Here is a 26,146-nt window from a genome sequence, read left to right as displayed (position 1 = left end):
CGATCTACGCGCAATGTGATTGCGTTTTGCCCCAGGCCCGTCCATGAACACTGGGGGATAATTGCGCCATGGACGACATCGACCGAGATATCTTGCGTGAGCTCCAGGCCGATGGACGCCTGAGCAACCAGGAACTCGCCCAGCGCGTGGGACTGACCCCCTCCCCCTGCATGCGCCGGGTGCGCCAGCTGGAGCAGGACGGGGTGATCCAGGGCTATCGCGCGGTGATCTCCCCCGAGGCGGTGGACCGCGGCTTCGAGGTGCTCGTCTCGGTGGAGGTGCGCCGCGACCGGGAGGCGGTCGAGGCCTTCGAGGCGGCCCTCCAGGACATCCCGGACGTCATCGAGGCCTACCGCCTCTTCGGCAGCCCCGGCTGCCTGCTGCGGATCGCCGTCGCCGACCTGCGGGCGTACGAGCGCCTGTGGATCGAGAAGCTGACGGCCCTGACCGGCATCACCGAGGTCAATTCGCAGATCATCATGAAGCGCATCAAGGAACCGAACGGCCTGCCCGTCGGTCACTGACGTCGGCGAGCCTTCGAACACTCGCCCTCGAATCCGCGGGCCCGTACGGCGGGCCGGGAGCGACAGGAACAGGAAGCAGCACCACATGAAACCCCTCGGCACCGGTGATCCGATCCGGCTCGGCCCGTACCGCGTACTCGGCGTCCTCGGCGAGGGCGGCATGGGCAAGGTGTACTTCGCCCGGGAGGACGGCGGCCGCACCGCGGCCGTCAAGGTGCTGCTGCCCGAGCTCGCGCACGACGCGCACCTCGTCCAGCGCTTCCTCCGTGAGGTGCAGACCGCCCAGGCGGTCACCAGCGGCGGCGTCGCCCGCGTCCTGAACGCGCGGATCGACGACCATGGAGGCCAGCCCTGGATCGCCACCGAGTTCCTGTCCGGACCCACCCTCGAGGAAGCCGTGCGCCACCACGGGCCGTTCGCCGCCGACGGCGTGCGCGCGCTCGCCGCCTCGCTCGCCGCCACCCTGCGCGACATCCACGCGGCCGGGCTGATCCACCGCGACCTGAAGCCCGCCAACATCGTCCTCACCTCGCAGGGACCGCGCGTCATCGACTTCGGCATCGCACGCCCCGAGCACGGGCTGACGCTGACCACCACGGGCCAGGTGCCGGTCACCCCCGGGTACGGCGCTCCCGAGCAGGTGCTCGGCAAACGCGTCGGCCCGGCCGCGGACGTCTTCTCGCTGGGCGCGGTCCTCGCGTACGCGGCCTGCGGACAGCGCACCTTCGACGGCACCCATGTGGCCGCCGTGCAGTACGAGGTGGTGCACGGGGAGCCGCGACTGGACTCCGTACCGCCCGAGTTGCGACAGCTGATCGCACCCTGCCTCGCCAAGGATCCCGCGCACCGGCCGGCCCCGGAGCAGATCATGGGCGCTTTCGCCCCGCGGCCGGGAGCGGACCGGATCTGGCGCACCGGAGCGCTGGCCAAGGACATCGAGCGCCGGGAAGTCGAGGCCGACCGTCAGGCCACCGTCGTCGGGCAGGAGTCCGGGACCGGGCCGTCCCGCAGGCGAGTGCTGCGCACCGCGGTCGCGGCGGGGGGCGTACTGGCCGCCTCGGGCGGGGCCACGGGCGCCTGGTGGCTGCTGCGCGAAGAGCCGCGCAAGATCCCGGCGGCCGGACTGGCCCACCAGGCGGAGGCGCTGCCGCTGACTTTCGGGGACCACGACACGGCACCGCGTGAGTTGTGGGGTCCGCTGCCCGTGGCGGCGAAGGCCGTGGACGGGCAGGTCACCACCCCACTGCCCGTACTCGACGTGGTCATCTTCGCAGCCGCGGGCGGTGGCCTGGCGGCCCGGCTGACGACCGACGGCAAGGAGAAGTGGCGGCTGCCCGACGTCCGTCCGGCCGCCGGCCTCGTCGAACTGCCCGGCGATCGGTTCGCGACCGCGGGCTCCGGCGGGGCACTGCTCGGCTTCGAGGCCTCTACCAGCAGGCAGGAGTGGTCGGTGGCGGGAGCCGACACCGGCCGCATCCTGGCCGCGGACGGATCGGCGGTCTACCTGGTGACGCGCGGCGGGAAGTTGCGGGCCGTGGACACGGCCGCGCACAAGGTCCGTTGGACGGTGCCGCTTGCGACGGCGGCGGTAAAAGCACCCGGCCCACGAGCCGCGGTCGGAACCGGCAGGCTCGTCTTCTTCGGCGCCGACGGCGATGTCATCGCCTTCGACACCGCTTCCGGAGCCTCGGTCTGGCGGGTCGGCAACCAGGCGAGGTCCGCCCTGCAGCCGCTGGTCTCGGACGACGTCGTCTACCTCGGCGGGCGGAGCATGACGGCCCTTGACATCAGGACGGGCGACGCGGTGTGGAAGGAGGAGATCAAGGCCACCGAAACCCCGCAACCGGGGGCGGGCGGCTGGGGCGTGGCCGCCTTCAAGGGCACCTACGTGTACGCCATGAACGGTACGGCGCTGAACCAGGTGAATCCGAAGAGCGGGTCGTACCTTCCGCAGAACCGCAGCGCGAAGGGACCGGTGCCGCACACTCCCCCGGTCCTGGAGGGCCGCACGGTGTGGATCGTCCAGGGGGACGGGCAGGGGGTGTCGGCCCACTCCACCATCGACGGCGGCCGGTTCTGGATCTGGTCCCCCGCGTCGCGCGGGCCCTGGGGCATGTCCGGGGCCGGGAATCGCGTCTTCCTCGTCAACGACGGGAAGCTCACGGCCATGCCCACCATCATCTGAGGGCTGTCCCTTCCCGACACGCGCCCCGCCCGCCCCGTTCCGTCGCCCCGAGCCGCACCGCTTAGGCTCGGAGCCCACCGACCGACCTGGGAGAGCCCGCGCATGGAACGCCTTCGGCAGGACGACCCGTCGCACATCGGGCCGTACGTCGTCCTGGCCCGGCTGGACGCCGACTCCACCGAGCGCACCGTTCCCGAACGCCGCTACCTCGGGCGCACCGCCGACGGGCGGCGCACCGTCCTCGTCTGCGTGCCGCGTGTCGGCGCCGACCCGTCCCGGTGGGCGATCGAGGCCGAGGGCGCCCGGCGGTTGTCCGTGCCCCGGTTCCTCGGCATCGCGGAGGTGGGCGGCACGGCCGGATTCCCCTGGTACGCCGCCCCGTACACGCCGGCGCTGCCGCTGCCGGCCGTGCTCGCCGCGTACGGCGGGCCGCTGCCCGAAGCGACCGTCCGCAGGCTCGGCGCCGCGCTCGCGGAGGCGCTGGTCGCCGTGCACGCCCAGGGGGTGACGCACGCGGGGCTGTCGCCGGCCGCCGTGCTGGTCACCGCGGGCGGGCCGCTACTGACCTGCGTCGGTGCGGTGCGGGCAGCGGCTCCCGACGGAGTGCGGCGGTCGGGGCTGCCCGGGCTCGACCCCGGTTGCCTGGCCGTGGAACAGGCGTCCGGCGGCCGGCCCGAGCCGCTCGGGGACGTCTTCGCGCTCGGCGCCGTACTGGCCTACGCGTCGACCGGGCACACCGTGCCCGAGCAGAGCGAACTGCCGCCGGGCTTGCGCCGGCTGATCGGGTCCTGTCTGTCGTCCGACCCTTCTGCGCGGCCGCGGTCCGCCCAGGAGTTGCTGCGCGAGCTCGTGTCCCCGGCGGCGGGCCGGGACCTCGGCGGGGAGGCGTACCCACCGGCCGGAACCGCCCTCGACCACGCGGCCGTGCCACTGCCGGGCCGGGTGGTCGCCGCGCTCGCCGCCCAGTCCGCCGCGCTGCTCGCCGCGGAACTCCCCGCCGCGCAGCAGCCGTTCGCCTCGCCCCAGAAGGTCCACTGACCCCGATGTCCGCCTTGCCTCCGCGCGCACCGCTCGCGCCACTCACCCACGACGATCCTCAGACCCTCGGTGACTTCCGCCTGCTCGCCCGGCTCGGCAGCGGCGGCATGGGCACGGTCTATCTGGCCCGTTCGGCGGCCGGACGGACGGTCGCGCTCAAGACCGTGCACGCCCGGATCGCCGCCGACACCACCTTCCGTACCCGCTTCCGGCTGGAGGCGGACGCGGCCCGGATCATCGGCGACCGCCACGGGGCCCGGGTCTTCGCCGCGGACGCCTCGGCCGCCACGCCGTGGCTGGCCACCGAGTACGTCATCGGGCCGCAGCTCGACGAGGCGGTGGGGCTCGCCGGCCCGCTGCCCGAGCCGTGCGTCCGCGCCCTGGGCGCGGACCTCGCACAGGCGCTGGGCCAGTTGCACGCCTCGGACGTGGTGCACCGCGACCTCAAGCCCTCCAACGTCATGGTCACGGCGGCGGGGCCCAAGGTCATCGACTTCGGCATCGCGCGTGCCCTCGGCGACGTACGGTTGACCCGCACCGGGGCCGCGGCCGGCACGCCCGCCTTCATGTCGCCCGAGCAGGCCGGTGGTCTCGAACACTCTCCCGCCGGCGATGTGTTCGCACTGGGCGGCGTACTGGTCTTCGCGGCCTCCGGACACGGTCCCTTCGGCGGGGGCCAGGCCGCGGACCTGCTGTACCGGGTGCGGTACGCGGAGCCCGATCTGGGCGGCGTACCGACGGCGTTGGCGTCCGTACTCGCCCGCTGCCTGGACAAGGACCCGACCCGACGGCCCACGACGGCTGAACTGGCCCGACTGCTGGCTCCGGGTGAAGGCCCGTTCGCGGACGGGCTGCCGCAGCCGGTGCTCGCGGACATCGCCCGGCGCGCCGCGGCGGTGTGGCACGAGCCGCCGCAGCGGCTGCCGGCGCCCGCCGTGGAGCCGGACACCGTCGTCGCCGACGGCGGCAGCGGCGACATGTCGCGCCGCAGGCTGCTGGCCGTCGGTGGTGGCGTGGCCGGCTCGGTGGCACTCGCGGCGGGAGGCGGGCTGTGGGCCTGGCTCGGCGGCCGCGACGGGGAGGCGGCGGCGGATGCCGAGCAGCCGGCCCTGCAGTCGCCGCCGGACCCGTTGTGGCAGGACGAAGGGGGCCGTCCGCAGGTGGGCGGCACGCCGCTGTCGGTGAACGGCATGCTCGTGATGGCCCGTGGGATCACGACCGTCGGGATCTCCCCGCGGGACGGCGCGTACCTGACGGACTTCTACGGTTTCTCGGACGTCTGGCGTCTCGCCACCGACGGCAAGGTCCTGTACGGGGTCAGGAAGCCGGACGCCGCGGACAAAGCCCTCGCGGTGGTACCCCTGTCTCAGGAGAACGGCAAGGAGCAGACGCCGCTCGTCCGACTGCCCGCGTACGACGGTACGAACGCGCTCAACCAGATCCTGGGCGTGAACGGCGACACCGTGTTCCTCTGCGCGAAGGCGGCCGGAAGCGGCCAGTGGTCCGTGGTGGCGGCGAGCCTGAAGAGCGGCAAGGAGCTGTGGCGGCAGCCGACGGCGGCCCCCACCGCGAGCCAGGTGGAGTGGGGACACCCGTCCCTCGTCCGCGCCAAGGTCGTACGCGGCGGGGTGCTGCTGTGGCAGCGGGCCGAGACGGGCGACGCCCTGCGGGTGTCCCTGCACGACCCCGGGAGCGGCGCGGAGCGCTGGGCCGCGTCGCTGGAGGCGTTGGGCGACACGCCGGACCAGCCGGCCACGGACGACGCGCACGTGTACATCGGCGCGCAGACCCTGCAGGCACTGCGGCTCACCGACGGCAAGCAGGCCTGGTCCTTCGGCGAGGGCCGCGACGTGGGCAAGGTGATCGCCCAGCGCCGGTACGGCATGCCGACCGTCCGGGACGGGGTGGTCTACGCCGTGGAGGGCACGCGCGGCATCGTCGCACTCGACGCGCGCAACGGCGCGGAGCGTTGGGCGGAGATCCTGGCGGACGGCACGACGAAGGGCACGGCAGGCGGCACAGCGGGCGGCACGGCGCAGGACACGGCCCCGAATCGAGAGATCGCCCCGGTGGTGACCGCGAGCCACGTCTACAGCATGGACGCGGCGGGCCTGCGGGCCGTCGACATCCGTACCCGCCGCGCAGTATGGCGCTACGAGACGAGCGCCTACCTCCTGTCGCCGGACCCGAACGGGAAGCAGCTGTACCTCCGCGAGAAGCGCACGCTGATCACCCTCCCGCTGGCGTAGCCGGCGGCGCGGGTCGGAGGAAGCGCGAACCCCCGTACGCCGCCGGCTCCGGGGGCCGGCGGCGTACGGGGGTTCCTGTCGACGGATCATCAGCCGGGGATGTGGATCTGCTGCTCCCGGCACTGCTGGGCCGGGAGCGGGGCGGTCCCGAGCACGTGGTTCAGCTTCTCGCCCTCGACGTCCATGTTCGGCAGCAGTCGGTCGAGCCATCGGGGCAGCCACCAGGCCGACCGGCCGAGCAGGGCGAACAGGGCGGGCACCAGGGCCATGCGGACGACGAACGCATCGAAGAGGACCGCGATCGCGAGGCTGAAGCCGACCATCTTGACGAAGACGTTCACCTCCATGATGAAGCCGGAGAAGACGCTGACCATGATGATCGCGGCGGCGCCGACCACCCGGCCGCCATAGCGGAAGCCGGTGATCACCGCTTCGTCGGGCCGCGCCCCGTGCACGTAGGCCTCCCGCATCCGGGTCACGAGGAAGACCTCGTAGTCCATCGCGAGACCGAACACCACACCGATCATGAAGATCGGGAGTGTGCTCATGATCGGTCCCGGCTGGTCGATGCCGAAGACGTCCGAGAGCCAGCCCCACTGGAAGACGGCCACGACCGCGCCGAGGGCCGCGCTGACGGAGAGCAGGAAGCCGAGCGCCGCCTTGAGCGGGACGAGCAGCGAGCGGAAGACGAGCACCAGCAGGAGGAAGGCGAGTCCGACCACCAGGCCCAGGTACGGCAGCATCGCGTCGTCGAGGGTTCGGGAGAAGTCGATGAACAGGGCGGTCTGACCGGTCACCAGGATCTCGGCGCCGTGGTCGGTCCCGAGGCCGTCCGCGATGCCGCGGATCTTCGCGACGAGTTCTTCGGTCTCGGGCTCGGCCGGGCCGGTCTTCGGGACGAGGGTCAGGACCGCGGTGTCCCCGTTGTCGTCGGGCGTGGCCGGGGTGACCGCCGCGACCCCTTCGACCGTGGCGAGCTCCCTGCCCACGGTGGCGGCCGCCGTCGCCGCGTCCTCGGCCTGGACGGTGACCATCAGCGGCCCGTTGAACCCGGCACCGAAGGACTCGGACAGCATGTCGTACGCCTTGCGCTGTGTGGTGTCCGGAGCCATGGTGCCCTCGCCGGGCAGGCCGAGCTGGAGGCCGGTGGCGGGCACGGCGACGACGCCGAGGCCCACGACACCGAGGAGCAGGACGGCCAGCGGGCGGCGGACGACGAAGCTCGCCCAGCGCGTGCCCAGATTCGGCTTCCGGCGCGCGGCCCGCTCGTCGGCCTTGCGCTGCTGACGCTCCGTGAGCGGCGTGCCGTAGAACCGCTTGCGTTCCTTGCGGGGCATGACCTTGATCGGTGCGAAGCCGAGCAGCGCGGGGACGAGGGTGATCGCTATGAGTACGGAGACGGCGACCGTGCCGGCCGCGGCGAGACCCATCTTGGTGAGCATCGGGATGTTCACGACGCCGAGGCCGGCGAGGGCGACGATGACGGTGAGTCCGGCGAAGACGACGGCGGAGCCGGCCGTGCCGACGGCCCGTCCCGCGGCGTCCTGGCGCTCCCGGCCCTCGGCCAGTTCGGAGCGGTAGCGGGAGACGATGAACAGGGCGTAGTCGATGCCGACCGCGAGGCCGATCATCAGCGCGAGGGTGGAGGTCGTGCTGGACAGTCCGAGGGTGCTGCCGAGTGCGGTGATGGCCGCGCCGCCGATGGCGACACCCATGACGGCCGTCAGCAGGGGCATCCCGGCGGCGATCATCGAGCCGAAGGTGAGGACCAGGACGAAGGCGGAGACGAGGATGCCGATCCCTTCGGCACCGCCTCCGGGCGCTCCTTCCACCGTGACGGCGTCACCGCCCGCCTCGACCACCAGCCCGGTCGTCCGAGCCTCCGCGAGCGCCGCGTCGAGGCCCTTGTGCGCCTCGTCGCTCACCTCGAGGGCGGAGACCTTGTACGTGGCCACGGCGTATGCCGTGGTGCCGTCCTGGCTGAGTGCACCGGTCTTGAAGGGGTCGGAGGCCGACGCGACGTCCTGCGCCTCGGCCAGCGCGCCGACGAGGTTCTCGACCTTGGCCTTCTCGGCGGGATCGGAGAGCTTCGCGCCGGCGGGTGCGCGGACCACGACGCGGGCGGTCGCGCCGTCCACGCTCATGGCCGGGAACTCCTCCTTCAGCAGGTCGAAAGCCTTCTGCGACTCCGTCCCCGGCATCGAGAACGTGTCGGTGGGCGGAGGCGGGGCGGTGGAGGCGGCGAAGCCGACTCCGACCAGGACGGCGAGCCACAGCAGTGACACCAGGCCTCGTCGCCGGAAGGCGAGACGGCCCACTTGGTAAAGGAAGGTGGCCATGGGACACGAACTCCTTGCGGATCGGTACGGAACGAGGAGGTGATGTCGTGGGCTGCGCCCCCGAACTCCATGACACCAGAATGGCACACATATGGCGCCACAGTCGCGCCATAACTGCGCCACTCCGTCAAGGTGGCTGAAAAGTGGTGCTCTGCCGCGAGCGCCGGAGTCGGTCGGACGCGGGCGCCGACCGCTCACAGGCCAGGTCGGACGCCAACGATGGCATCACCGGAAGCGCGTTCGCCTGTAGGCAATTTGGCCAGATCGTGGAGGCCTTCGCCCCTGACCACCACCTCACACCCGGCCGCGGCACCCACATCGACACCACTACGGCAGGCGTGATGCCATCATGGCGCCACAGTGGATGATCGGAGACACCGTTCGGCTTCGGTCGCGACGGGGAAGACCGACGGCCCATTCCCGCGAATTCGGTGCGGAACGGCGAGGATTCAGGGCACTGTGTAGCGCTGCCCCGTCAACAGGAAGACGGGGAGGGAACATCGACGGCCGGGACTCGAATCGTGAACGGCTTGCATTGGAGTGGACTCATGAGCAGTAACCCGTTCGACGATGCCGACGGCCGGTTCTACGTCGTGGTGAACGATGAGGAACAGCACTCGCTGTGGCCCTCGTTCACCGCAATTCCCGCCGGCTGGCGCGTCGTGTTCGGCGAGGAGAGCCGCGAGAGGTGCCTCGAACACGTCGAGGCGAACTGGACCGATCTACGGCCGAGGAGCCTGCGCGACGCGATGACCGCGGACGCTGTATCCGTCGGCCCCGTCGGCTCCGCCTGAGGGGACGCGGCACGGCCACGGAAGGACGTGACGGGCGGGACGGGCGCCGCCCGGTTCAGGCACCGATGTCCGCCTGTCGACCCGCGCCGGACCGCTCCGCCGCCTTGTGCCACCACCGGAGCCGACCGCCCGGCACCTCCAGCCGACCCGTCGGCTCGACGGGCGACCCAGGCGTAGTTGCGCAGGGTCAGGTACGGCAGTCCGGCAGCGCGGATGCCGCACTGGTAGCGGTCGGTGCAGTGGTCGTTCCCGTACACGAGCCGGCCGCCGAGCCACCACGAGGCGTCCCGGCGGCGCCGCGTGAACCGGCGATGGTGCCGCTGTCCCGTCGACGGGACAGCGGCACCATCAGCGAGGGCAGACCGGCGTCGGGCGCTAGATCTTCGCCTCGCGGTTGAAGGCCGAGCGGGCCCACAGGTAGCCGAGGGCGCTGAGGACGACACCCCAACCGAGTGCGAGCCACGCGCTGTTGCCGATCTCCGTGCCCATGAGCAGGCCGCGAAGGGCGTCGGTCATCGGGGTGAAGGGCTGGTACTGGGCGAACCAGCGCAGTCCGACCGGCATGGACTCCGGCGGGACGATCGCGCTGCCGAGGAAAGGCAGGAAGGTCAGCGGCATGGGCGCGTTGCTCGCCGCCTCCACGCTGCTGGAGCCCAGGCCGATCGCCGCGGACAGCCAGCTGAGGCCGAAGGCGAGCAGGGCCAGGATGGCCATGACCGCGAACCACTCGACGACGGTGGCGTTGGGCCGGAAGCCCACCAGCAGGGCGACACCGATGACCAGGACCAGGCTGATCATGGTCTGGACGACATTGCCCACGACGTGCCCGGTCAGTACGGAGGACCGTGATATCGACATGGTCCGGAAGCGGTTGATGATGCCTTCGGTCATGTCCGTGCACACCGACACGGCGGTCGATACCGCACCGGCGGTCGCGGCCATCAGGAGGATGCCGGGGGCCACGAAGTTGGTGTAGTCGCCACGGTCGCCCGTGCCTCCGCCCGGCAGTTCGATGCCGGCGCCGAGCGCGCCGCCGAAGACGTACACGAACAGCAGGAGCATCAGGATCGGCATCGCGACGATCGAGATCGTCATCGAGGGGTAGCGCTGGGCGTGCTTGAGGTTGCGGCGCAGCATCGTCATCGAGTCGCGCATCGCGTACGTGGTGCTCATCGGCGGGCCTCCCGCACCGTGTCGGCCGAGCTGGGAGCGGTGGCGGCGTGGTGGCGGGACCCGTCACCGGTGAGGGCGAGGAAGACGTCGTCCAGGTCGGGCGTGTGCACGGTCAGCGCGTCCGCCTCGACACCGGCGCTCTCCAGCAGGTCGAGCACGGCGCGCAATGCGGGGATGCTGCCGTCACTCGGGATCTGCAGGGCGAGCTTCTCCTCGTCGCGGGCGGCGGCAGCGAGGTCCAGCCGGCTCGCGGCGGCGTCCAGTCCGGAGAGGTCGGAGAACTGGAGTCGGATGTGCCCGCCGGGGATACGGCGCTTCAGCTCGTCCGCGGTGCCCTCGGCGACGATCTTGCCCTTGTCGAGGACGGCGATCCGGTCCGCGAGCTGGTCGGCCTCTTCCAGGTACTGGGTGGTGAGGAAGATGGTCACGCCCTGGGCGGTGAGTTGCTGGATCAGGTGCCACATGGTGCGTCGGCTACGCGGGTCGAGACCGGTGGTCGGCTCGTCGAGGAAGATCAGACTCGGGTTGCCGACGAGGGTCATCGCCAGGTCCAGCTTGCGGCGCATGCCGCCGGAGAAGGTGGAGGCCATCTTGGTCGCCACGTCGGTGAGTTCGAACTGTCGGAGTAACTCGGCTGTGCGGCGCCTGCCCTCCGCCCGGTCCAGGTGGTGCAGGTCCGCCATGAGGAGCATGTTCTCCTCGGCGGTCAGCAGCCCGTCCACCGCCGCGAACTGGCCGGTGACGCCGATCCGGGCACGAATGGCATCCGGGCTCCGTTCCAGCGAGTGGCCCACCACGGTCGCCGCGCCACCGTCGGCGGCGATGAGCGTGGAAAGGATCTGGACCGTGGTGGTCTTGCCGGCCCCGTTCGGACCGAGCAGCGCGAAGATCGTGCCCGCCTGTACCCGCAGGTCGATCCCGTCGAGTACGACCTTCTCGCCGTAGGACTTGCGCAGGCCGACTGCGCTGATCCCCGTGGGCGGGGCCATCTGTTCCGTCGCGGCACTCATCGTGCCCCCTCCGTTCCGTAGCTGTCACGAGGCAGAGCTCTGGCGTCAGGCGCCGGGCGCACGCTGGACGGTGATGTCACCGAGGCTGGTCCTCGCGTGCACCTTGACGGTCTCCGCGCCCGCTGCGGGGCCTTCGGCGGAGCCGAGGGTGCTGTGGACCGTTCCGGCCTGGGAGTTGATGTCGAGCCAGGCGGCGGTCCCCTGGCGAATGCCGACCTCGATGTTGCCCGCTTTGGTCTGGAGCTCCACCGTGCCGCGCGCCACGTCCTCGAGGCGAACGTGGCCGTTCGAGCTCTTCGACGACACAGACCCTTGCGCGCGGCCGACCGTGATGTTTCCGTTGGCGACCTTCAGCCGCAGATCGCCCTCCACCTCGTCCAGCCACGTGTTGCCGTTGGAGTTCTTGATGTCGGCCTTGCCGCCGACCGTACGGACCCGGACCTCGCCCGATCCGGTGGTGATGTCGACATCGCCCGCCGCCGCGTCCAGCAGCACGTCCCCGTGCTGCGTCTTCAGCCGCACCGGGCCGGTCCGGTCGAGCCGGATGTTGCCGGCGCTGGTGCGGACCTCGCATCGGCCCAGCGTCCCCTTGCAGCTGATGTCGCCCAGCTCCAGCGTCCCGAGGAGCCGCGAGCCCTCGGGCAGGGCGACATCGACGGCGACCGAACCGCGAGCGCTGAACAGCCCGCGTGACCTCGGGGTGCGGATCATCAGGGTGCCGTCGTCGAACTCGACCCTGGTCTCCTCGGCGGCGCGGATGTCGTCCTTGTTGCCGGCGGTGCGCGGGTGGATCTCGACCACCGTGTCGGTGCGGTCCGTGGCACTGATCCGGGCGACTCCGACCTCGACGTGGATGGTCGCGGTGATGGGTCCCTCGGTGTCGTAAGAAGGCATGGCTGTCCCGTCCTCGTGGGTCTGGTGGTCGCCCCCGCCGCGGGGACGTGAAGATGTCGCGAGAGTGATCGGCCCCTCGCCCGCCGACGTGGTGCCAGGGGACCGACCCCGTAGCCCGCCCCAGGGCCTGTCTTCGGATCAGGCCCTAGCTCACCCAGCCCGTGAAGCTCTTGCCGCCGCCGCTCCGCCGGGGCGCCGTCCCGTCGCCCGGGCGTCCGCCGGGCTCCAGGGCGCCCGAGACGGCTCTGACGATCCAGGCGTTGAGCGAGAGCCCCTCCCGCGCGGCCGCCTGCTCCGCACGGGTCTTGACGTGGCCGGGGAGTCGGAGGTTGATACGTGCGGTGCCGCTGTCCTCCCCTTCCGGCAGGGGCGGAACGGCGGACGGGGCGTGCATCTCCTCGAAGCCCTGCGCCGCGAAGGGCTCCTCCTTCGGCGGCGCGGTCACGACGAACTCGGGCTCGAGCCCGCGCAACCGCACGTCCACCGACCCCGGTGCCAGCTCCCGGGTGACCTCACCCATGGCGTCCGACAGGGCGCTCAACAGGATGAGTCTGGTGGCCGACTCCAGCGGCGCGGTGATGCGCTCGGCGAGAGCGCGGGCATCTTCGCCACCGGCTTCGGCGGCTACCGCGAGCTCGTTGCGAAGGCTGGCGACATAGGGCGTGAGGTCCATAGCCCTAGCATGACACACATCTGGCGCCATGACGAGCCAACGTGGCGCCTCAGATGTCACACACATCGAACTCGCAGGTCAGAGCGTGTGCCATGCAGGCACCATCCTGAGCCAACGGGGCGCCGCGGCCGCCCCGCCTTACCGCACGGGTCAGCACATCGCCGGATCGGCGTCTTCGATCGGGCGGCGGGCTTCCGCCAAGGCGACCTCGTGGACGAACCACTCCAGTACGGAACGGATCTCCGCGCCATGGGCGGCGAACACCTCCAGCGGGAAGGAGGGACGCAGGTCCAGCTTGGCCTCCGCCAGGTCGATGCCTTCGATGGCGTTGAGCCGCTCCATCAGGGCCCGCCGCAGCGGCTCGTCGTCGAACGGCGGACGTCGCTTGAGGTACTGGAAGACGACCTCCGCCGTGCCGCTCACCGGGTAGATGCCGATCGGCCACAGCGTGCGCGGCGCATGCGCGGCGCCCGCGTCCAAGGTCGGGAAGCAGCTGGTCTCGCTCGCCTTGCCGTAGACCTGGTGGCCGCCCTGTTCCTCCCAGAACCGGAGCGCGCCCAGGACGCCTTCGACGACCTGCGGCGTCTGGTTCGCGCGCAGCAGCGTCTCGAAGCGGACGGCCGCCTCGTCACCGCCGGCCGGCGACGCCGTCGGCGGCCCCGCCGGGCTCTCCTCCGGGATCTCCCTGCCCACCAGGACGGCCAGGTCGGCGCTGCTCAGCCGGTGCGCCTTCGAGGCACGGCCGTTCTCGTCGAAGGGCACGCCCTCGGCCTCCAGGACCAGCTGGGGGTCGCCGGAATACCGGTCGTCCGTCCACCGGAACCCGCCCGCGATCCGGCCGTCGGCGGTCAGCACGCGGTACGCGCAGTGCAGTCCCGTCCTGGCCGCCATGTGGTTGCCGACGGCGATGGCGCTGGTCCCGATCAGGGCGGCGAGTTCGCCGTACGAGGTCCAGGTCCCGGCCGGAACCGCGAGCAGGGTCTCCCTCAGCTCCCGCCAGCCGGCCCATTCGTCGTCCGCCCGCACGACGCCCTCCAGGGGTCCGGGCCACAGCCGCACGGCCCGATCCGCCAGTTCCTCGGCCCGCGCGAGGATCTCGGTGCGACCCCAGCGCTCCTGTGCGGCGATGTGCTGGTTCATCCGGAGCGCGCTGGAGTCGAGCAGTTCCTGCTTGCGGTGGAAGGGGTGGTTGGAGAGTCGTGCGTTCTCGCCCGAGAGGGTGAGGTTGCCGAGGGTGTGCACGAGCAGGTTGTGGATCTCCTCGGGGCTCTCGCCGTCCGCGGCTTCCTCGGCCAGCAGGTCGAACCACTGCTGCGCCGGCCGCTGCGGCAGTACGTGTTCCACGGTCAGCGGTGCCTTGTCGTAGTCGACGGGCTCGCTCGACCCATAGCTCTCCTCCAGCCGGCGCAGGATCTGGAAGCGCTGGTTGCTGCGGCCGGTCTTGTAGAAGGGGCGGGTGCGGACGGCTTCACGGACCGCCTCGTCGCTCGGCCAGACACGGGCGCCCGTGCGGGGCCGTGAGAGGAAGCGGCGTACCGCGTCGGCCGGCGAGCCGTCCTTGTCCAGTTCCTTGGGGAGTTCCATGAACACCCGGTTGCTGCCCGTCGTGGACAGGCCCGCGAAGAGGCGCCGCACCATGTAGCTCTCGGCGAACGTGAGGGTGGCCGCCGCCTCCGCGGCCGTGGTCCGGTCCGTGTCCACGAGGTCGAGGAGGTGCAGGGTCAGCGGGTAGTGGGTCTGGCCGCCCCAGCGCGACAGGCGCTCCAGTACCGCCCGCAGCTCCGGGTCGTTCTCCCGCTCGGGCTCCAGGATCCGCATGAGGCGGTCGGCGCGCAGCGAGAACCGGGCGATCTCGGCCTCCAGCGCGGCTTCGTCGCCGCTCAGCGGCTCCAGGCGCTTCTTCTGGTCCCGGTAGATCTCGCTCTGCCGCGCTCGGCCGTTCCCTCCGACGACGAGGTCGAGCCACACCAGCAGCTCCAGATGAGCGGGGCCGAGCAGCTCCTGCATGGGGAGCCACCGCTTGCGGTAGACGTCCTCGCCCCTGGTGGGTAGGCACATGAAGAGGTAGTTGCGCAGCAGGTCGCTCTGGCTGAGCCCTACTCCGGTGTTGTTGATGGACTCGAAGATGCGGTAGACGTTGTCGCCCTCCGCGGCGGTGATCGCGACGATCGACAGGCAGTCGCCGAGGACGGACTCGACCGCGTCCACCCAGGCCTCACCCCCGCTCTCCGTCCCCTCCGCCAGGGCCGCCACGAAGAAGCGGTAGGCGGCGCCCACGTTCCCGGCGCCGCCGGCCTTCGGAAGGCTGTCCAGGCAGGCGGTGTACGCCTCGCGGTCCGCCTGCGTCGGCAGCAACCGGTAGCTGTCGTGCCCGTCCTGGTAGGCGTTGACCAGGATCAGGTCGTTGATGCGGGCGGCCTTCTTCGTCGAGCCCCGGCCACGGTGGTGGTCCCGCAGGGCGGTGAACGCGAGCATCAGGGTGGTCATCCGCTGCTGCCCGTCCACGACGAGCCAACGCTGCATGCCGCCCGCGGCGACGCGCTCGGGTGCCAATACCACCGAGCCGAGGAAGTGGCCGGAGCCGGGGCGCCCTTCCTGTCGGTCCTCGACCAGCTCCTGCACGTCGTCCCACAACTGCCGTAGCTCGTCGCGCTGCCAGCTGTAGGTGCGCTGGTAGAGCGGTACCTGGAACTGCTGCTCCCCCTGGACCAGCTTGCTGAAGGTCGTCTCCTGAGCGTGCACGCCCGTCCTCTCGTCAAACCCTCGCTGTCGACGAGCCATTGTCGCGCCGTACCGTACGGTGATCAGTCGAAACGTCGACACGCGTACGACCCGGGGGCACAGATGGCGACGCTGGGAATCCACAAGGACTTCCTCCTGGAGTTCGCCCGGCTGGAGAAGACCGTCCAGAAGCGGGTCCACGAGGTCTTCGACAAGTTCCGCGAGCACCGTCACGCCGGGCTCCACCTGGAAAAACTGGAGAACCCCCGCGATCCGCGGATCCGCACCCTGCGCGTCACCAAGTTCATGCGCGGGGTCGTTCTCGCACCGGATGCCGGAGACAGCTTCCTCCTCCTGAAGGTCATGGCGCACGACGACGCCATCGCCTGGGCGTTGAGCCACCGGGCGACGGTCAACTCGGCGACCCAGGGCATCGAGCTGCGCGACGACATCGCCTTGGAGCGCGCCTCCGCCGATGTGCGGCACTCCGCGTACGCGGCGGAGGCGCGGCTCTTCGCCGACGTCGCCGACAAGGAGCTCACCCGCCTCGGCATCGACCCCGATCTGCTGCCCCTCGTACGGAACCTCGGCACCGAGGCCCACCTCGACGCGCTCCGCAAGATCCTCCCCGAGCAGCAGTACGACGTACTCGCGGGCCTGGCGGCGGGGCTGAGCCCGGAGGACGTCTGGCGGGAGTCGGTGGCCGCGCAGGCCGAACGCGCCGCCGGCGCGGCGCAGCAGGCGCCGGCCGGGGACGAGCTCGCCGCCGCGATGGCCGGCTCGCAGGGGCGGATCGCCCTGCTCTCCGGGCCCGAGGAGTTGCTGGAGGTCCTGTCCCGGCCGTTCGACGCGTGGCGGGTCTTCCTGCACCCCAGCCAGCGGCGCATCGCCTACCACCCCTCCTACAACGGGCCGGCCCGGGTGACCGGCGGCCCCGGCACGGGCAAGACCGTGGTGGCCCTGCACCGCGCGCTCCATCTGGCGCGGCAGCTGCCGGAGGACGCGCCCGACGCATCGGTGCTCCTCACGACCTACACCAGGAACCTCGCCGCCGACCTGCGCCACGGACTCGAACTGCTCATCCCGGACGAGGCGTTGCGCGCGAAGATCCGCGTCGTCAACGTCGACGCCCTCGCCCATCAGCTCGTCCGCGAGGACCGGGGCGGTCCGCTGACGATCCTGACCGGCCAGAAGGAGATCAACGCCCGCTGGAACGCGCTCGCCCGCAGGCTCGGTCTCGACCACAGCGACGTGTTTCTCGACCAGGAGTGGCGGCAGGTCGTCCTGGCCCAGGACCTGCGCTCGCCCGAGGCCTACCTCAAGGCGTCGCGCAGCGGTCGGGGCACCGCGCTGAGCCCGCTGCGGCGGGCCCACGTCTGGCGTGCCGTCGAGGCGTTCACGCGGGAACTGCGCCAGGCCGGTGAGTGGACCTTCCTCCAGGTGTGCGCGGAGGCCACCCGGCTGCTGGAGCCGCGTACGGACCGTCCGTTCCGTCATGTGGTGATCGACGAGGCCCAGGATCTCCATCCGGTGCAATGGCGTCTGCTGCGGGCGTCGGTCGCGCCCGGTCCGGACGATCTGTTCATCGCGGGCGACACGCACCAGCGCATCTACGGGAACAAGGTGTCGCTGCGCGGCCTGGGCGTGAACGTGACCGGAAGGTCCCATCGGCTGCGGATCAACTACCGCACCACGCACGAGATCCTGCGGTGGTCGACGTCCCTGCTCGACCGGGAGAACCCGGACGACATGGACGGCGGGACCGAGTCGCTGGCGGGCTACCGATCCGTACTGAACGGCGCGCACCCCGAACTGCGGGCGGCGAGCGGCAAGGCCGAGGAGATCGCGGAGCTCACGAAGCGCGTCGCCGAGTGGATGGCCGACGGGGTGGAGGCGGGCGACATCGGGGTGGCCGTCCGGTACATGCAGTTGGGCAAGGAGATCGCATACGCGCTGGAGCAGGCCGATCTGCCGGTCCGGCTCCTGGGTGGTACGCAGGGGTCGGGTGACGGCATCAGCATCGGGACCATGCACCGGATGAAGGGCTTGGAGTTCCGCTGCGTGGCCGTCGCCGGTGTGAGCGACGGCATCGTTCCGCTGACGTCGGCCCTGACACCCGCGGAGGTGGACGCTCAACAGCACCAGGAGGACCGCTCGGGCGAGTTGAGCCTTCTGTTCGTCGCCTGTACCCGCGCACGCGAGGCCCTGCGGGTCTCCTGGAGCGGGGAGCCCAGCCCGTTCCTCGCCCCGTGGCGGGGGCAGGAGTAGGCACACACGGAAACACATCGGCACGCACCGGCACGCACCGGCACGAAGAAGGGGACATCACCATGTCGAACGGCATCGAAGGCTGGTTAGCGGCGCACGCGCGGACCCTGGACACCCTGGACCCGGGCGCTCCGTACGAGGACCTCGCACCGCTGCGCGAGGTGCTCCGGGACGTGAGGATCGTGGGGCTGGGTGAATCCACCCACGGCACCCGGGAGTTCTTCCGGCTCAAGCACCGCGTCCTGGAGTTCCTGGTGCGGGACATGGGATGCACCACGCTCGCGATGGAAGCCAGTGAGTCGGCGGCCCGCGCCGTGGACGCGTACGTGTGCCACGGCGTCGGGGATCCCGTCCGGCTGATCGCCCGGCTGGGCTTCTGGACGTGGCGCACCGAGGAGATGCTCGACATCGTCGAGTGGATGCGCGCCCACAACGGCGGCGTGCCCGCCGAGCGGCGCGTGCGGTTCGTGGGCATCGATCCGCAGCTGGGCGCCGACTCGGTCGCGGCGGTCGGCTCGTACCTGGAGCAGGTCGCGCCGGAGCGGGCCGCGGACCTGGCGGAGCTGGAGGTCCTCGCGCGGGCCCGGCCCGGCTCCGGCCCCGATCCGGAGCAGCGCCTGTTGCACCGGGCGCGGGCCGTCGCCGGTTTCCTCGACGACAACCGCGCGAAGTTCGCCGAGCTCACCTCACCGGAGGCGGCGGCCGGGGCCGTCGAGCACGCGCGGATCCTGTGCCGGGCCGCCGACCTGGTGACCCGCTCCCTGGATCCCGGGTCCCCGGAGGACAACGTGTTCGCCGTACGCGACCGCTACATGGCCGAGGCCGTCGCCCGACACGCGGAAGGCGCCGGGGCCCAGGGCCCCGTGGCGCTCTGGGCGCACAACGGCCACATCGTGAAGGGCGCGTACGGCAACGGCGTGCCCTCCCTCGGCAGCCACCTGCGCGCCCGCTTCGGCGAGGGCTACTACGCGTTGGGCCTGTTGTTCGGGAAGGGCTCCTTCCGGGCCCGGAGCGCCAACCGGACCCAGGGCCCCGGCGTCCGTCACCGGATCGGCACGAGCCTGCGGAGCGTGGAGGGCCGGCTCGCGGCCGCGGCCCCCGGGAACTACTACGTCGACCTGCGGGCCGCCGACCCGTCCGCCGAAGGCGCCCGGTGGCTGCACGAGCCGTCCGCCCAACGCAGCTTCGGCGCCGCCGTGCCGCGCCTGACCTACCGCTTCCACACCGCCCCGCTCACACCGGCCGAGGACTACGACGGACTCGCCTTCGTCTCCCGCTCGACCTGCTCCCGCCCCCTGCCGGACCTCGACCCCGAGAGCCGCTGACTCCACGAGACCCCTGCCCCGGGCGGTCCCGTCACCGCGGGGCCGGTGTCCAGTCCGCGACGAGGTCGAGGAGTCCGGGGAAGCGCGCGTCGAGGTCGGCGACCCGTACGTGGCTGCGCCGCTCCAGACCGTACTGCCGCTGTCGCGTGACGCCCGCCTCGCGCAGCGCCTTGAAGTGATGGGTGAGGGAGGACTTGGGGCGGTCCAGGCCGAACCACCCGCAGGAATGGTCGAACTCCTCCGATTCCAGGAGGAGTTTGCGCACGATCCCGAGGCGCAGGGGGTCGCTCAGCGCGCCCAGCACCGTTTCGAGTCGCAGTTCACCCACCGCCGGTTCGGCCAGGGGCTCCGGCAGCCCGGCGGGCTCCGGCAGCACCTTGATGGTGGTCGCTGATCGCGTCGTCGCCGACATAGGCCACTCCTTATAACCCGAATCCTATGTACGAGTTTAATCGTACCGCATGCTAAGTTCGACTTAACTCGTACATACCTCGACGGAGGAACGCTCATGTCGGAAAGTCGAACGGTGCCCGCACACGCGGCGAGCGGAGCGCGGCACACCACAACGGCGCAGCCGGCACAGGGATCGGGTCCGGCCACCGCCACCCTGGCGCCCACCTGGTGGGTCTGGCTGGCCGCCTGGCCCGTCACCGCGGTGTTCATCCTGTCCAACGCGGCCACCCCGCTGTACGTGCTGTGGCAGAAGGACATCGGCTTCTCCAAGGGCACCCTGACCGTGATCTTCGCGTTCTACATCGTCGGACTGCTCGGGTCCCTGCTGGTCTCGGGCGTGGTCTCGGACCGGCTCGGCCGCAAGCCCGTACTCCTGCCCGCTCTCGCCCTCGGCGTCGCGGCATGCGTCATCTTCGCGACGGCCTCGTCGGTGGCCGCACTGATCGTGGCCCGTCTGTTCACCGGCATCGCCGTCGGCGCCGTCGTCTCCGCCGGCATGGCCGCGGTGACCGATGTGGCCGGGCAGGCGCGCAAGCGTCTCGCCGCCCTGCTCGCCTCCTGCGCCATGGTCTTCGGCGCGGGCCTCGGCCCGCTCCTCGCGGGCGTCCTGTCCGAGACGGCCCCGGCCCCCACCGTCACCGTCTTCGTCGTCGAGATCGCGCTGCTCACGACCGCGTTCCTCGCGGTCCTGCGCATGCCCGTACGTCGACCCGTCGCACCCCCGAAGGGCGCCTGGGTCCGCATCCCGGGCGTGCCGAAGGGCAACGGCCTGCAACTCCTGCTGGGCATCGCGGTGTTCGCCCCCGGCATCACCGCCACCTCATTCGTCCTCTCGCTGGGCCCCTCGCTCCTGTCGGGCCTGCTCGGCACCACCAGCCGGGTGGTGGCCGGGGTCATGGCCTTCGCGATGTTCCTCTCGGCCACCGGCGTGCAGTTCGCCGTCCAGAAGTTGCGCCGCCGCACGATCCTGATCACCGGGGCGGCCGCCACCACCCTCAGCATGGCCGCCCTTGCCGGCGCCGTGCACTCCTCGTCGGTGGCGGTCCTCATCGCCTCCGCACTGCTGGCCGGCGCCGGGCAGGGAATGGGGCAGCTGGGCGGGCTCTCGCTGCTCAACTCCACCGTGCCGCCGCAGCGTCTCGCCGAGGCCAACGCGGCGCTCAATGTGGGCGGTTACCTTCCCGCCGGCATCCTTCCGGTCTCCGCCGGCTACCTGAGCGACGCCGTGGGACTGACCGACGGGGCGACCGTCTTCGCCGCCGTCCTGACGGCCCTCGCGGTCATCGGCGGCCTCGTGGTGATCAGCACACGCCGTCGGGCCCCCGAGCCGGCCTGAGTCCTTCCACCGCAGACCGCCGTACGGCAGTGCACCGCAGCCCCCTGCGGTGCACTGCCGTATGCCGGTCCCGCGTCACGCCCGTCCCGTGTCCGGGATCGCCGAACGGGCCGGACTCCCCCCGGTCAGCGGCCCTTCCGCTTCCGGGGCGAGTCCGGCCCGTTCGACAGTCACCCTGCCCCGCGCACTTTCACCCGCCGAGAAATCCACTCATCAGCGGACGGACCGTTGCACTTTCGGGGCGCATTCGATTCCGTGCAGGATGATCGAGCACACGGCGTTCAACTCGGCACGCAAGTCCATTTCTCCCCCTTTCTCCTGCGACCAGCGATAGAGCGTGCCCAGGTAGACGTCCCTGAGCAGCAATCCGACACGCAGGGAGTTGGTCTCACCGGGAATCTCGCCCCGCTTTCGCGCCGACTCGATCACGCGTGCGAATATTTCGCCGGCGAACGGCTCTTCCTGCATCGGACGGCCGGCCTTCACCCAGGCCATCAGCATGGCCCGAGTGACATCCCGTTCCTCCTCGTTGATCTCGCACAGGACGTCCACACATCGCTCCAACGTGGACTGGAGACACACCGGCGGCTCAGCCTCCGCGCCGCCGAGGCCGTGCGTGAGCCGGACCCGGCGCCGCTCCCCCCAGGCCGTGATGAGATCCTCCTTCCGCTGGAAGTGGTTGAAGAAGGTGCCACGGGCCACGTCGGCCTCTTCGGCGATCTCGTCGACGGAGGTGTGCTCGTACCCCTTCACCGTGATCAATTTGATCGCGGATTCGTAGAGGTGATTCTTGACCCTCTGCTTATTGCGCTCACGCCGTCCGGGGAGAGTCTGGGCAGAGGTGGCTGAGTCGGTCATTTTGTCCCTGCTTGCTTTTAAATGCACGGGCCTCGTAACCGCGCATTGCGGCACGCGAAGGCACGGCGGAACTCCACGCGATGAGCCCACCTGAACTACGTGTACCACGATCTATCATTGGTCGCCAGTACACGGATCGAGGTAGGGCGCAAAGAGGGGCCCGGCCGGCCGATACCCCCACTCGTTCCCCTCATGCGGCGTCGTCCGGATCCTCTCGCATCTGGGCCGACAGCGCCTCGGTCAGGCGGGCCGCGCTCTCCTCCCCCAGGAGCCGGTCGACCGACACGTCAAGTCCGTGGTCCTTCCGCAGCTGCGCCCTCAGGCGCATGGCCATGAGCGAGTCGAGACCGTACGCACTGAGCGGTCGCCGGGCGTCGATCCGCTCGGGCGACGTACCCAGGAGCCGTGCCGCGTTCCGGACGAGGACATCGCTCCCGCCCGTCGGTCGCGGGGGTGCCTCCCGCCCCGGAGGGGGCGCCACGTCACCCGGGGGCGGACCGGCGGGGAGCGGCTGGGGCACGGTGGCCAGGGTGCGCAGCGCGTCCGTAACGGAGGACGCGATCCGGCGGGGCAGCCGGCTGCCGTCCTTCACCAGGCGGACGGCGAGTTCGGGAGCCCTCAGCACCAGGCCGACGGGGTCGACGGACGGGCGCTGCGGCCGCTCGGCCCGGCGCAGGCGGACGCCGAGGAATTCGGCGAGTACGCGACCCTCGTCGTCGACGGCGACGACATCGGCCCGCACGGTCGCGGTCTGCGCGCCCGAGGTGCGCCGCGCGTGGACCCAGAAGTTCTCGGGGAGTTCGGCGCGGAACCGGACCCGCTCGAAGCCGATCGGGAAGTACGCGTCCGTCTCCGGCAGCGCCGCCAGGAGCGGGTGCAGGCAGATCTCCCAGCTCGCCTGGTGGAAGCCGGCCGGGCGGCGCAACTGGGCGATCGCCTCGCCGCCGCGGGACCAGATGTGTCGCACCGCCCGGAACGAGGGGTCCACCTCGTAGCCCCGGGCCTCCAGGTCGCCGGTGAACTCCCGCTCCGAGCGGTACGTGCGGCACTGCGCCAGCGCGGCGTCCATCTCCGCGCGCGCCAGGGGCGGCTCGTCCTCGGGGAGGACGCGTACGGAGGCCGTGAGGCACAGCTCGGCCTCGCCTCCCTCCTCGTCGGGCAGGGCGTGCACGGAGGCGGGGCGACCGCCTCGCACCGCTTCACCCAGAACGGCCCGCAAGGTGACCGTCTCGTCGCGGCGCGCGCCGAGGTCCACGAACACCTCGCCGACCCGCGCGTCCTCGACGACGATGCCCGTGCCCACGGTCCCCGGCCCGGCCGAGACGGCCAGATCGTGCAGGATGCGCAGGTGGGCGGCGGGCGGGAGCGGGGCGAGTCCGTGGAGTCGTACGCCTGCGGCCCGCCGGTCCAGGACGACCTGCGCGGAATGCCGACCCGGCGCGGAGGCCTCCCGGCCGACCGGGGGCCGTCGCAGGTGCTCCTCGTCCCAGGCGTACGTGGGCAGTTCGACGGCCGGGGTCTCCGTACGGAACCAGCGCGCCCACCGCACCGGCCCGCCGTGGGCGAAGTGTCGGCCCAGCGCCTGGGCCATCAGCAGGTGCTCGTCCTGGTGGCGCCGGGTGGACGTGACCGTGGCCGATTCGCCCCCCAGGGTCCGCAGGGTCTCGCGCAGAGAGGTTTCGAGGACCGGGTGGGGGCTCACCTCGACGAAGACGTGGGGCCACTGCTCCGCCACCTGCCGGACGGTCTCGTGGAAGCGGACCGGTTCGCGCAGGTTGTCCATCCAGTACGCGGCATCGAGCTCCGGCCCCTCGACGGGCGCGGCACGCACGGTGGAGTACAGGGCGGTGCGGGGCGCGGCCGGAGCGAGGTCGGCCAGCGCGTCGAGGAGTTCGGATCTGATCCCTTCCATGGCGGGCGAGTGGGAGGCGACGTTCACCTGTACCGGGCGACTGAACACTCCGGTGCTGTCGAGGTGTCGACGTATGGCGTCGAGAGCCGCGCTCTCGCCGGCGAGGACGGTCGAGCTCGGTCCGTTCTCGGCGGCGACACAGACCGCTCCGGCCGTGGCTCCGGCCGTCCGCCGCGCCTGTTCGCCCGAGAGTTCGGTGGCCAGCATGCCGCCCTGTCCGGCGAGGCGCCGCATCAGCCGACTGCGCCGGCAGATCACCGCCGCCGCCTCGCGCAGTGTCAGCGCTCCCGAGACGCAGGCCGCCGCGGCCTCCCCCATGCTGTGGCCGAGGCAGAGCTCGGGCTCCACCCCCATGTCCTTCCAGTGCGCGGCGAGAGCGACCTGCATCGCCCACAGCGCGGGCTGGACCTTCTCCACCTCCACCGGGAACTCCTGGTGCGCCGCGGTGAGCAGGTCGATCACCGACCAGCCGGTCTCCTCCGTGATCGCCCGGTCGCATCGAAGCATGGCCTCACGGAACGCGCCGGACGACTCCAGGAGCGCACGCCCCATGCCCGGCCACTGGGAGCCCTGTCCGGGAAAGACGAAGGCGGTGCGGCGAGCCGCCCCGAAGCCGGCCTCGCCGGATCCGGCCCGGTCGCTCTCCTCTCCGTCGGCCTGGGCGCGGAGGGTGGCGGCGAGTTCCTGGTGGTCGGCGCCGACCGCCCAGAGTCGATAGGCGTGGTGTTCGCGTCGGAGTGCGGCCGAGGCGCAGAGGTCCCACAGGGGGAGGTTCCGGCCCGGGCCGCGGGGGCCGAGGAAGTCGGCGTACTTACGGGCAAGTTCACGCAGGGAGCGGGGCGAGCGGGCGCTCAGGACGAGAAGGTGGGTGGGGCGTCCCGGAGGGAGCTGGGTCGCCTCGTGCTCCGGTTCGCGCTCCGCCGGTACGTGTTCCGCCACCACGACATGGGCGTTGGTGCCGGAGAGGCCGAAGGAGCTGACGCCGACCACGGCCCGCTCCCCGGCCGGGTCGAGCGGCGTGTTGCCCGTCACGAGCTCGACGGGGCAGTCGTCCTCGGCGAGCAGCGGGGTCGGCGTGGTGACGTGCAGCGAGGCGGGGATCACGCCGTTGCGGACGACGAGGATCGACTTGATCAGACCCGCGATGCCCGCGGCGGCCTCGGTGTGCCCGATGTTGCTCTTGACCGAGCCGGTCCTGGTACGGCGCCCGCGCCTTGGGCCGTTCTGCCGCAGGGCCTGGGCCAGAGCGCGCAGTTCGACGCCGTCGCCGACCGAGGTTCCCGTTCCGTGGGCCTCGACGTAGTCCAGGTCGGCAGGGCTCAGCCCGGCGCCGCGCCAGGCGGCCTCCAGCATCTCGACCTGCCCGGCCACGGCAGGCTGCAGCAGAAGTCCGCCGGCCCGGCCGTCGTTGGTGACGGCGCTGCCCGGCAGGAGCGCGTGGACGCGCTCCCCTGCGCGTACGTCGTCGAGCCGCTTCAGCACGACCACCCCCACGCCTTCGCTGCGGACGAACCCGTTCGCGCCGGCATCGCCGAACTTGCAGCGACCGTCCGGGGAGAGCATCCCGGCCTGCGAGTAGGCGATGGCGTCCTGCGGAGACAGGATGAGGTTCACGCCGCCGGCGACGGCCACGTCGCACTCTCCGGTGAGCAGGCTCTGCCGGGCCGCGTGGACCGCGACCAGGGAGGAGGAGCAGGCCGTGTCGAGGGTGATGCTCGGCCCGCGCAGGTCGAGGGCGTACGAGACCCGGCCTGCGGCCATGGCCCGCAGGTGGCTTCCGGCGGCCTCGCGGAGCGAGTGCTCGGCCGCGCCGTTCTCACGGGCGTAGTCCGAGGTCGCCTGGCCCATGAAGACGCCGCAGCGGCTGCCGGCGAGGGACGAGGGGACGATGCCCGCGTCTTCCAGCGCCTCCCAGACCACCGGCAGCAGCAGGCGGTGCTGGGGGTCCACGGAGGTGGCTTCCGCGGGAGAGATACCGAAGAAGGCCGCGTCGAACGCGAACGGATCGTCGAGGAACCCGCCGTGCCGGGAGACGGTCCGCCCGGGCATCCCCGGCGTCGGGGAGTGCACCGCTTCCACGTCGAAGCGGTCACCGGGCACGGGAACGACGGAGTCCGTGTTGGCCATGAGGTTCCGCCAGAACTCGCCGACCCCCGCGGCCTGGGGGAACCGGCACCCCAAGCCGACGACAGCGATGGATATATCAGGATTTAACGCGTTCACGAGAGAGCACACCTTCAGGGTGAAGTAGGCAGAACCGCCGCGGGCGCGGATGGCACGAGTGACGTGGATGAGGGGTCCAGCAGTCGAGATTCTGATCCAATATTGGACTCAAGGTCAACTTTTTTTGACGCCCCACACCTCCACCCCGGGCTCGATGTGGCGTACGTCATA

The 26,146-nt window shown here is 71.5% G+C and carries 17 protein-coding genes; 8 read left to right on the top strand and 9 right to left on the bottom strand.

All coding sequences use genetic code 11. The features are described 5' to 3' along the window. Positions 1-68 precede the first annotated feature (68 nt). From ACGFYY_RS30335 to ACGFYY_RS30320, 4 genes are all read left to right on the top strand, one after another. On the top strand, positions 69-524 hold the full coding sequence (locus ACGFYY_RS30335) for an Lrp/AsnC family transcriptional regulator (protein WP_365280138.1): 456 nt from the start codon (positions 69-71) through the stop codon (positions 522-524). An 85-nt stretch (positions 525-609) separates the two neighbouring features. Then, entirely contained in the window at positions 610-2,709 is a 2,100-nt protein-coding gene (locus tag ACGFYY_RS30330) for a PQQ-binding-like beta-propeller repeat protein (protein WP_393714251.1), read from the top strand. Between the two features lie 102 nt (positions 2,710-2,811). Beyond that, complete coding sequence (locus tag ACGFYY_RS30325; RefSeq protein ID WP_393714249.1) at positions 2,812-3,747, top strand: serine/threonine protein kinase; 936 nt, start codon at positions 2,812-2,814, stop codon at positions 3,745-3,747. A gap of 5 nt (positions 3,748-3,752) precedes the next feature. Then, complete coding sequence (locus tag ACGFYY_RS30320; protein ID WP_393714247.1) at positions 3,753-5,996, top strand: protein kinase; 2,244 nt, start codon at positions 3,753-3,755, stop codon at positions 5,994-5,996. A gap of 89 nt (positions 5,997-6,085) precedes the next feature. Here the strand turns inward: ACGFYY_RS30320 and ACGFYY_RS30315 are convergent, their stop codons facing one another. Further along, positions 6,086-8,335, bottom strand: coding sequence for an MMPL family transporter (locus ACGFYY_RS30315; RefSeq protein ID WP_393714245.1), 2,250 nt, complete (start codon positions 8,333-8,335; stop codon positions 6,086-6,088). A gap of 548 nt (positions 8,336-8,883) precedes the next feature. Here ACGFYY_RS30315 and ACGFYY_RS30310 point away from each other — a divergent pair. Further along, positions 8,884-9,129: an MbtH family protein gene (locus ACGFYY_RS30310; RefSeq protein WP_393714243.1), complete on the top strand. Its 246-nt coding sequence runs from the start codon at positions 8,884-8,886 to the stop codon at positions 9,127-9,129. Positions 9,130-9,504: 375 nt separating this feature from the next. Here ACGFYY_RS30310 and ACGFYY_RS30305 read toward each other — a convergent pair whose 3' ends face one another. The 5 genes from ACGFYY_RS30305 to ACGFYY_RS30285 all read right to left on the bottom strand — a co-directional run bounded on the left by ACGFYY_RS30305 (position 9,505) and on the right by ACGFYY_RS30285 (position 15,621). Beyond that, positions 9,505-10,302, bottom strand: a complete 798-nt coding sequence (locus tag ACGFYY_RS30305) for an ABC transporter permease (protein ID WP_393714241.1) — start codon at positions 10,300-10,302, stop codon at positions 9,505-9,507. Further along, complete coding sequence (locus ACGFYY_RS30300; RefSeq protein WP_393714239.1) at positions 10,299-11,312, bottom strand: ATP-binding cassette domain-containing protein; 1,014 nt, start codon at positions 11,310-11,312, stop codon at positions 10,299-10,301. Before ACGFYY_RS30300 ends, ACGFYY_RS30305 begins: the two co-directional genes overlap by 4 nt. A 45-nt stretch (positions 11,313-11,357) precedes the next feature. Then, positions 11,358-12,206: a DUF4097 domain-containing protein gene (locus ACGFYY_RS30295; RefSeq protein ID WP_393714237.1), complete on the bottom strand. Its 849-nt coding sequence runs from the start codon at positions 12,204-12,206 to the stop codon at positions 11,358-11,360. Between the two features lie 145 nt (positions 12,207-12,351). After that, the gene (locus ACGFYY_RS30290) at positions 12,352-12,879 is read right to left on the bottom strand and encodes a toxin-antitoxin system HicB family antitoxin (protein ID WP_393714235.1); all 528 of its coding nucleotides are present in this window, start codon (positions 12,877-12,879) and stop codon (positions 12,352-12,354) included. A 150-nt stretch (positions 12,880-13,029) separates the two neighbouring features. Continuing rightward, positions 13,030-15,621 carry a DUF262 domain-containing protein gene (locus tag ACGFYY_RS30285; RefSeq protein WP_393714233.1) on the bottom strand — a complete coding sequence of 864 codons (2,592 nt, stop codon included), beginning with the start codon at positions 15,619-15,621 and terminating at the stop codon, positions 13,030-13,032. Positions 15,622-15,723: 102 nt separating this feature from the next. Here ACGFYY_RS30285 and ACGFYY_RS30280 point away from each other — a divergent pair, with 102 nt between their 5' ends. Both ACGFYY_RS30280 and ACGFYY_RS30275 read left to right on the top strand, forming a co-directional pair. After that, positions 15,724-17,868: a UvrD-helicase domain-containing protein gene (locus ACGFYY_RS30280; protein WP_393714231.1), complete on the top strand. Its 2,145-nt coding sequence runs from the start codon at positions 15,724-15,726 to the stop codon at positions 17,866-17,868. Between the two features lie 62 nt (positions 17,869-17,930). Continuing rightward, a complete protein-coding gene (locus tag ACGFYY_RS30275) occupies positions 17,931-19,193 on the top strand; it encodes an erythromycin esterase family protein (protein WP_393714229.1) in 1,263 nt (420 codons plus the stop codon). 31 nt (positions 19,194-19,224) lie between these two features. Here the strand turns inward: ACGFYY_RS30275 and ACGFYY_RS30270 are convergent, their stop codons facing one another. Beyond that, on the bottom strand, positions 19,225-19,605 hold the full coding sequence (locus ACGFYY_RS30270) for an ArsR/SmtB family transcription factor (protein ID WP_393714227.1): 381 nt from the start codon (positions 19,603-19,605) through the stop codon (positions 19,225-19,227). Between the two features lie 96 nt (positions 19,606-19,701). On the opposite strand from ACGFYY_RS30270, the gene ACGFYY_RS30265 reads away from it, so the two are divergent. Beyond that, complete coding sequence (locus ACGFYY_RS30265; protein WP_393714225.1) at positions 19,702-20,982, top strand: MFS transporter; 1,281 nt, start codon at positions 19,702-19,704, stop codon at positions 20,980-20,982. A gap of 213 nt (positions 20,983-21,195) precedes the next feature. Here the strand turns inward: ACGFYY_RS30265 and ACGFYY_RS30260 are convergent, their stop codons facing one another. Then, entirely contained in the window at positions 21,196-21,840 is a 645-nt protein-coding gene (locus tag ACGFYY_RS30260; RefSeq protein ID WP_393714224.1) for a TetR/AcrR family transcriptional regulator, read from the bottom strand. 190 nt (positions 21,841-22,030) lie between these two features. Beyond that, on the bottom strand, positions 22,031-25,975 hold the full coding sequence (locus ACGFYY_RS30255) for a type I polyketide synthase (RefSeq protein ID WP_393714222.1): 3,945 nt from the start codon (positions 25,973-25,975) through the stop codon (positions 22,031-22,033). Positions 25,976-26,146: the final 171 nt, after the last annotated feature.

The sequence above is a fragment of the Streptomyces sp. NPDC048331 genome (assembly GCF_043201215.1).
Taxonomy (GTDB): Bacteria; Actinomycetota; Actinomycetes; order Streptomycetales; family Streptomycetaceae; genus Streptomyces.
This window is presented reverse-complemented; position numbering and strand designations above follow the sequence as displayed.

Excerpts from the sequence above, each read along its gene's own strand:
- ACGFYY_RS30290 (WP_393714235.1), bottom strand. The coding sequence starts at position 12,879 with ATGGACCTCACGCCCTATGTCGCCAGCCTTCGCAACGAGCTCGCGGTA.
- ACGFYY_RS30335 (WP_365280138.1), top strand. The coding sequence starts at position 69 with ATGGACGACATCGACCGAGATATCTTGCGTGAGCTCCAGGCCGATGGA.
- ACGFYY_RS30265 (WP_393714225.1), top strand. The coding sequence starts at position 19,702 with ATGTCGGAAAGTCGAACGGTGCCCGCACACGCGGCGAGCGGAGCGCGG.
- ACGFYY_RS30260 (WP_393714224.1), bottom strand. The coding sequence starts at position 21,840 with ATGACCGACTCAGCCACCTCTGCCCAGACTCTCCCCGGACGGCGTGAG.
- ACGFYY_RS30270 (WP_393714227.1), bottom strand. The coding sequence starts at position 19,605 with ATGTCGGCGACGACGCGATCAGCGACCACCATCAAGGTGCTGCCGGAG.
- ACGFYY_RS30315 (WP_393714245.1), bottom strand. The coding sequence starts at position 8,335 with ATGGCCACCTTCCTTTACCAAGTGGGCCGTCTCGCCTTCCGGCGACGA.
- ACGFYY_RS30295 (WP_393714237.1), bottom strand. The coding sequence starts at position 12,206 with ATGCCTTCTTACGACACCGAGGGACCCATCACCGCGACCATCCACGTC.
- ACGFYY_RS30300 (WP_393714239.1), bottom strand. The coding sequence starts at position 11,312 with ATGAGTGCCGCGACGGAACAGATGGCCCCGCCCACGGGGATCAGCGCA.
- ACGFYY_RS30325 (WP_393714249.1), top strand. The coding sequence starts at position 2,812 with ATGGAACGCCTTCGGCAGGACGACCCGTCGCACATCGGGCCGTACGTC.
- ACGFYY_RS30330 (WP_393714251.1), top strand. The coding sequence starts at position 610 with ATGAAACCCCTCGGCACCGGTGATCCGATCCGGCTCGGCCCGTACCGC.
- ACGFYY_RS30280 (WP_393714231.1), top strand. The coding sequence starts at position 15,724 with ATGGCGACGCTGGGAATCCACAAGGACTTCCTCCTGGAGTTCGCCCGG.
- ACGFYY_RS30305 (WP_393714241.1), bottom strand. The coding sequence starts at position 10,302 with ATGAGCACCACGTACGCGATGCGCGACTCGATGACGATGCTGCGCCGC.
- ACGFYY_RS30320 (WP_393714247.1), top strand. The coding sequence starts at position 3,753 with ATGTCCGCCTTGCCTCCGCGCGCACCGCTCGCGCCACTCACCCACGAC.
- ACGFYY_RS30275 (WP_393714229.1), top strand. The coding sequence starts at position 17,931 with ATGTCGAACGGCATCGAAGGCTGGTTAGCGGCGCACGCGCGGACCCTG.
- ACGFYY_RS30310 (WP_393714243.1), top strand. The coding sequence starts at position 8,884 with ATGAGCAGTAACCCGTTCGACGATGCCGACGGCCGGTTCTACGTCGTG.